This is a genomic window from Roseicyclus persicicus, assembly GCF_012395815.1.
In the GTDB taxonomy this organism is placed as follows: domain Bacteria; phylum Pseudomonadota; class Alphaproteobacteria; order Rhodobacterales; family Rhodobacteraceae; genus Roseicyclus; species Roseicyclus persicicus.
In genome coordinates this window covers 886,576-893,757 of record NZ_JAAZQQ010000002.1, presented here as the reverse complement: position 1 = coordinate 893,757, position 7,182 = coordinate 886,576, and the positions used below count along the sequence as shown (strand labels likewise).

Here is a 7,182-nt window from a genome sequence, read left to right as displayed (position 1 = left end):
CCGGGCCCATTCCGCGTCGCTCATCCAGTAGTGCCCCTTGCCCATGATCCCCCTCCCGGATGGTCGCGGACACTGAATCACCACAGGAGATACTTGGGAATCCCTATTGAGTACGGAGCCTAGGCCTCCAGCCCCGGCCGGCCAACGCACTCGTAGGCGGTGAAGCCCGCCCGCTTGGCATCCTTCAGGCTGTAGATGTTGCGCAGGTCGGCCATCCGGGGCGTCGCCATCTTCTTGGCCAGCTTCTTCAGGTCGAGGGCGCGGAACTCGTTCCACTCGGTCAGGATCACCACGAGGTCGGCGTTCTGCGCCGCCTTGTAGGGGTCCTCGGTCCAGGTCACGCCCGGCAGCAGGGCCTCTCCCTCGCGCTTGCCCTGCGGGTCGACGACGCGCACCTTGGCGCCCCCGCCGATCAGCGCCGGCACGATGGTGAGGCTCGGCGCCTCGCGCATGTCGTCGGTGTTGGGCTTGAAGGTCACCCCCAGCACGGCGATGGTCTTGCCGTTGAACGTCCCGTCGCAGAGGTCGCGCAGCTTTTCCACCATCCGGTGCTTCACGTCCTCGTTCACCCGGATCACCGTCTCGACGATCGACTGTGGCACGGCGTGGTCCTGCCCGATCCGCGCCAGCGCCTGGGTGTCCTTGGGGAAGCACGACCCGCCGTAGCCGGGGCCCGCGTGCAGGAACTTGTTGCCGATCCGGCCGTCCAGCCCCATGCCCTTCGACACTTCCTTGACGTCCGCGCCCACCCGTTCGCACAGCGCCGCGATCTCGTTGATGAAGGTGATCTTGGTCGCGAGGAAGGCGTTGGCGGCGTACTTGATCATCTCGGCCGACTCGAGGTCGGTCGTCACGATCGGGAACTCGCGCAGGAACAGCGGACGGTAGATCTCGGCCATCACCTCGGCCGCGCGCTCGGTCTGGACACCGACGACCACCCGGTCGGGCTTCATGAAATCGTCGATCGCCGCGCCCTCGCGCAGGAACTCGGGGTTCGAGGCCACGTCGAACTCGGCGTCGGGGCGGGCCTTGGCGATGACCTGCCGCACCTTGCGGTTGGTGCCGACGGGCACGGTCGATTTCGTGACGATCACCGCGTAGCCCGTCAGCGCGCGCGCCACCTCCTCGGCGGCGGCCATGACGTAGGTCAGGTCGGCATGTCCGTCGCCCCGCCGCGTCGGCGTGCCGACCGCGATGAAGACGGCGTCGGCGCCATCCACGGCGGGGGCGAGATCGGTGGTGAAGGACAGCCGCCCGGCCTCGACGTTCTTGGCCATCAGCGCGTCGAGGCCGGGCTCGTAGATCGGCACCTCGCCGCGGTTCAGCTTCTCGATCTTGCGCGGATCCTTGTCGACGCAGACCACGTCATGGCCGAAATCCGAGAAACAGACCCCGGAGACGAGGCCCACGTAGCCCGTCCCGATCATCGTGATGCGCATGAAAAATCCTTTCGGGAAAACATCGCGGCCGTTGCGCACAGGGTTTGACCCAAAGCCCGGTGCAGATCAAGCAGCGGCGGGGCGGGGCCAACCGGAGGCGCCGTTGTCGTTGCTTCAGGCGACGGGCCGGTTCGGCTCGCCGAAGGGGCGGGAGTGGGCCTGACCGGGACTTTTCGGGGTTGGATAGGCTGGCGCAGACGACTGAACGCAGGCGGCTACCCCCTCAGCTCGCCCTGGGGCGCAGGCGCAGATACGGCGGCAGGCTGGGCGTGGACGGCGTGCGGGACGGTGGTGCCCCCAGAGGGCGTTGAAGTCATGTTCCACGATGTTTTAAGTTGTATCTAATTTTCATTAATTACAGTGCATTGCTCATTTTGCAGTGTCGCACCCTGTTCCAAACTGCCCCAGCCTATACCATATGTCGGGGTGGACTGGAGGGTGGTTATGACAAGCCGTGCATTGAACAAGCTGTCGGCGGCGCAAGTGAAGGCGGCAGCCCCGGGAAAGTATTCTGACGGTGGTGGGCTTTGGCTGCACAAGCGCGACGACGGTGGAGCCCAGTGGTTCCTGCGGGTCACCGTGCATGGACGCCGCCGCGAAATGGGTCTCGGTGCTCTGCGCGACGTGTCGCTGAAGGACGCGCGCGAGGCAGCGACGGAGTGGCGAGCCGTCGCCCGACAGGGCAAGGACCCGATCAAGGAACGCGAGCGTCGTAGGCGGGAGGCACAGAGGGCTGACCACACGCTTGGCATGGTCGCGGCCGAGGCCTTCGAGGCACGCAAGGCGCAGCTGAAGGGCGATGGAAAAGCCGGGCGATGGTTCTCACCGCTGGAGCTCCACGTGCTTCCGAAACTGGGGCAGGTTCCGATCGAGGAGCTCGACCAGCGGGACGTCAAGGATACCCTGGCACCAATCTGGCACAACAAGGCGGATACAGCGCGCAAGGCTCTGAACCGGCTTGGCATCGTCATCCGCCACGGCGCCGCCATGGGCCTGGATGTCGATGTTCAGGTGACCGAGAAGGCAAAGGCCCTGCTCGGCAAATCGAGGCACACGCCGAAACACGTCCCGGCGATGGACTGGCGTGACGTCCCTGCCTTCTACCAAAGCCTCAACGAGGGGACGATCACGCATCTCGCCCTTCGCCTGCTGATCCTGACTGCGACACGCTCAAGCGAGGTCCGTTTCTGCCATCTCGATGAGATCGATGGCTACGTCTGGACGATCCCGGCACCTCGTATGAAGGCGGGCAAGGAGCATCGCGTCCCGCTGAGTGAGGAGGCGCAGGCGGTCGTGGCACAGGCGTCCGCCTTCGAGCGTGACGGCTTTCTGTTCCCGAATGTCCGCGAGGGGGTCATCTCGGACGCCACCATGTCGCGGTTCATGGAGCGTCGTGGACTTGAGGCGCGGCCCCACGGGTTCCGTTCAAGCTTTCGGACGTGGTGTGCAGAAGAGACCGACATGCCGCGCGAGGTCGCGGAGACCGCGTTGGCGCATGTCGTGGGCGGCAGCGTAGAACGCGCCTATCGCAGGACCGACTACCTGGAGCAGCGACGTGAGTTGATGGAGCAGTGGGCGAAACACGTGGCTTCTTCAAGGAATTGAAGGCGAGCAAGGAAAAATGAAGAAGAGCGATGATCGGATCGCAATCTGGCAAGAGACCTACGGGCAGTATCTTGCGAACGCTCTGCGCTGGTTGGAGGTTTGGCGCTTTGAGGCCCGTGGCGACGGCCCCCGTGAACTCACCTACCAAGAATTGAAGTGGCGGTGCGGCGGGGATCTTTCGTTCGATGGGGAAGCCTATGCCATGTCGAACGGTGTCGCAGAGGTGATCGCACATATGGGAACGCCGGGTCTCTTGCAGGTCGCGAGCGCCACCGAGCTTGATGAGGTTCTCGGACCACTTCCTCGTCTAGACTACGAACTGGCGTGCCAAATCGCCGGCACGAACAAAGCTGCAGGACGCAAATTACCCCGCTGCCTAGAGCCTTTCGCAGGTGAGCTTGCGCGGCAAGCAAAACGCCCAAGAGGGCGTGATGAAGAAGCTCTGTTGTTGACAAGAACTCTTGCGCGTTGGGGCGTCGATCGCGCTGTTGGCCTAGGCCTGGCGCAGGGGCGGACCAGATCTGATAAAGCGAGAAATCCCCGAGGTGACCGCGCTCCTTGCGCAACCGAGCTCGTTGTCTCTTGCTTTGTATCTGCCGGCTGGACGCACATAACCTACAACATGGTGAATGAGGCTTGGCAGGCGCAGAGGCACCGCGGCAACGACGGCCGGAAACTAACCGTGAAATCTCATGCCCCGGTCCACACGCTTCGCTTCAGCGAATTGGATCAACTGCTTAAGCAGCTTCCCGAATTTGCGCAGGTTTGATGCGTCTAGGTTCAGGGGCATCCATGAGCGCTCAGCGCGAGCTTTTGCCCGTCGGGAGGCGCCTACGGAAGACAGTAGGATCCTTGGTTTACGGCTGGAACTATACGCCGACCGTGGTGCGATGGCGCCCTTCTTCGATTTGTTCTGCACGATTTTACCCCGGTATTTTCGGTACGGCATGAGGCAGCTTGGCAAAGGAGCTGCCCATGCGACTTCTGGACTTCAACCGTCTGCGCCAAACGCTTGGCGGACGCAGTCGTTCGAGCGTGTACCGCGACATCGAAGCCGGTCGCCTTCCCCAGCCCCTTAGACTCGGTGGCCGCCTTTACTGGGTCGAGGCCGAAGTGCATGCGTACCTTGAGGAGTTGGCCGATGTCGGGTGAGCATGCAGTAGGCCCGCAACCTATTCGTGTCAGCGCGGTCAAGTATCGTCGCCCTGTCGGCAAGAAACTCGAGCTTTCCGAGAATGGCGGGCATGTCGAAAAGACACCGCTGCTCGACATGCGCAACACCGCAGGCGAACTGCAGAACCTGTCGTTCGGTACCGCCGAGGACGCATTCATGCACCGTTTGCAGGCGGGGCCAGAGACGATGTTTCTGTCCGGTACCTTCGACCCGGCGCTTGAGAATGCACTGGTGGTGCCCAAGGGGCGCGTGACCTCGGACGACCAAAGTGTCGACAGGATCACGGTAGCCGCAACAAAGGAGTATCTGGCCTTCCGATCGGGCCCCGGGCTCATCAGCATCGACGTTGACACGAAGTCCGTTGATGAGGTCAAAGCCATTTTTCCGGAAGGAGGGGCGCAAGTCTTTAGCACCGCCCAAGAAGCGCTGGATGGCCTTTACGAGGTCTTGCCGGAAGCCCGTGGTTGCCCTGTGCAGGTAATGCCAAGTTCGGGCAGCATGATTGTGAAGGAACCCGGCGGCGAATTGATCAAAGGGCCTGGTGGATGGAGGATCCTGTTGGCGACTGCGGACGCCACCCAGACGCCCCGAATTCTCGAGACGATCCACGCACGTTGCTGGAGCCGGGGTCGGCACATTTTTGCGTTCGTTTCTCGAGGCGGACAGTTTCTGGCCAGAAGCCTCGCTGACCAAGCCCTGAAACGGCCAACGCAACCAGATTACCCGACCGCTTCGCTAGGGCATGGACTAAAGAAGGTGCCTGACGCCCATTTGGTGATGGATGTTGATGGCGCGTTGCTGGATCCGTCAACGGTTGTCCTGTCCATCGATGAACGGCGTGCAGCAGATGAAAACCTTGCAAGGGCACGCGACGCACTCGAACCCGAGCGCAAACGCGCTGAGGCCGCCCACACTGAGGCCGTGAAGAAGGATATGGTCGCGCGTGGGGTGCCGTCACAACGAGCACAAAAGGCCGCGAAGATGCGCGTTGAAGGCGGGGTCATACTCGCGCCTGACACGGTGGTGTTTGCAGATGGCGATGCAGTGACGGTGGGCACCCTGCTTTCCCCTGCGGGATCAGAGTATGACGGAAAGCAGTGCCTTGACCCCTTGGAGCCCGACTACGACGGGGCGCGCGCGGTCGGTATCTTCTACTGGAACGACGGCGAGGACCCGGGGATCTTTAGCTTTGCCCGCGGATCTAGGTTCTTCAGACTGCGCTATGATGTGGATGGTGCCATGGACGCCATCCGATCCACGGGGTCGGATCAGTCGGCCGTCGTTCGCGTTCTGGCTCTCTCTGAGCTTTCTCAGCTCGATACGCGGACAGTCGAGCGTGAAGCAGCGCGGGTGCTTGGGCTTGGTAACAGTCGGCGCGAACTTCGGGCTGAGGTCGCTCAACTTCGGGTGCGGCTTCGCGCGAGCGACGGCGACGCTGAGCAGGGGAAGCACGAGTTTGGGGGCGGCTTCGGGTTACAAGACCTTGGCGATCCACTTGGAGCCGAGAGCTTTCCGCATACGCGGGCTCGGGCGTCTGGTCCGCCGGAGGTGCTTGATCACCCTGCCAACCTAGCGCACCTGACGGATCGGTATGGGATCCAGCTCCGCTACAACATGATCACCAAGTCCATGGAATGGGACCACCCGGATATTCCGAGTGCGGGAGATAATGCGGAGAACCGACTGTTCTCCGAGCTTCTGGGCCTGGCGTCGCTGAACGCTATGCCAAAAACCAACTTGGACACGCACCTGCTCGGTCTCGGAGACGCGAGGTCCTACAATCCTGTGACGGACTACTTTTGCGGCCTTCGCTGGGATGGCCTGTCGCGTTTCGATCGCCTCGCAGCCCAGCTCGGTGCAAGCGACCCAATAGTTGCTGCTATCGCTCTGCGCGTGTTCCTTTTGCAGGCTTGTGCTGCTGCCGACCATGCGGAACGCGCAAGGGCCATAAATTCGCTGTGGGAGGCTCACTTCGAGTACGTCATTGTGCTCCTTGGGGAACAGGGTGAGGGCAAGACCAAAGGGTTCAAGAAGCTTCTGCCTCAGCCACTGCGGGGCTATTACCGCGAGGGTCAGGTTCTTAACCTGAACGACAAGGATAGTATGAAGCAGGTGCTATCGAACTGGATCGTCGAACTCGGCGAGCTTGACGCCACGTTTGGCAAGTCCGCAGTATCTCAAAAGAAAGCGTTCCTATCGCGAAGCACAGACGAGATCAGGGCGCCCTATGCCCGGAAGGCATCGGTGTTTGGCCGGCGCACTGTCTTCGTGGGGACGGTCAATGAGGAAAGCTTTCTTGCCGACGAAACAGGCAACCGGCGGTATATCCCTCTCACCGTCGGCCGGCTAGACGTCGGATGGTCGGAACAGGAGCTCGAACAACTCTGGGCGGAGGCTTGGCACAGATACAGCCAAGGGGAAGCTTGGTGGCCCTACGCCGACGAAGAACTAGTCCTCAAACGCAACGCCGACAAGTACCGCGTCCGGACCGAGATCGAAGAGCTGGTCACGCGCCACTACGCCTGGGGCGAGGTGCCGCGCGATAGGGGGGCGAGGAAGACTGCCTTGCAAATATATGAAGAGGTCACGCCTCATAACGCTCGGCGGCCGGTGGAGAAGGACCTCAAGACGGTTGGCTCAACGCTGAAACGCCTGTGGTCGGAAACGGGGCTTGTAGTGATGCGGGACGGCCAGCTGATGCTCCGGTCCAAGAACGGGGCACTGGTCAGCGTCAACGCACAGAGTGGAAAAAATCGAGGTTGGCTGCTGCCACCCAAGGCAGCAGAGGCGCAGGTCTTCGACGTGGGGCTCGGGGGCAGAAGGAGCGAGCGTCGTGGACCTCATTGACATACCCCCTACACACACGCCCCTGTCACGCCCTCGTCGCCTTGTGGGTGCAGGGGTGCAGGGGTCAAAGCCTCCTAAGAAGGAAATGAAAATGGGACTATGTCTTGGAGACATAGT

At 62.1% G+C, this 7,182-nt stretch carries 5 protein-coding genes; 4 read left to right on the top strand and 1 reads right to left on the bottom strand.

All coding sequences use genetic code 11. From position 1 onward, the window contains the following. Window positions 1-119 precede the first annotated feature (119 nt). Window positions 120-1,439, bottom strand: a complete 1,320-nt coding sequence (locus HCU73_RS09800; RefSeq protein WP_168623220.1) for a UDP-glucose dehydrogenase family protein — start codon at window positions 1,437-1,439, stop codon at window positions 120-122. A 444-nt stretch (window positions 1,440-1,883) separates the two neighbouring features. Between HCU73_RS09800 and HCU73_RS09795 the strand changes: the two genes are divergently transcribed. The 4 genes from HCU73_RS09795 (at window position 1,884) to HCU73_RS09780 (ending at window position 7,065) form a co-directional block, all read left to right on the top strand. Continuing rightward, window positions 1,884-3,044, top strand: coding sequence for a tyrosine-type recombinase/integrase (locus tag HCU73_RS09795; RefSeq protein ID WP_168623219.1), 1,161 nt, complete (start codon window positions 1,884-1,886; stop codon window positions 3,042-3,044). 16 nt (window positions 3,045-3,060) lie between these two features. Beyond that, entirely contained in the window at window positions 3,061-3,813 is a 753-nt protein-coding gene (locus HCU73_RS09790) for a hypothetical protein (protein ID WP_168623218.1), read from the top strand. A gap of 206 nt (window positions 3,814-4,019) precedes the next feature. Beyond that, window positions 4,020-4,196 carry a helix-turn-helix transcriptional regulator gene (locus HCU73_RS09785; protein WP_168623217.1) on the top strand — a complete coding sequence of 59 codons (177 nt, stop codon included), beginning with the start codon at window positions 4,020-4,022 and terminating at the stop codon, window positions 4,194-4,196. Further along, complete coding sequence (locus tag HCU73_RS09780) at window positions 4,186-7,065, top strand: VapE domain-containing protein (RefSeq protein WP_168623216.1); 2,880 nt, start codon at window positions 4,186-4,188, stop codon at window positions 7,063-7,065. The genes HCU73_RS09785 and HCU73_RS09780 overlap by 11 nt, the downstream gene beginning before the upstream one ends. Window positions 7,066-7,182: the final 117 nt, after the last annotated feature.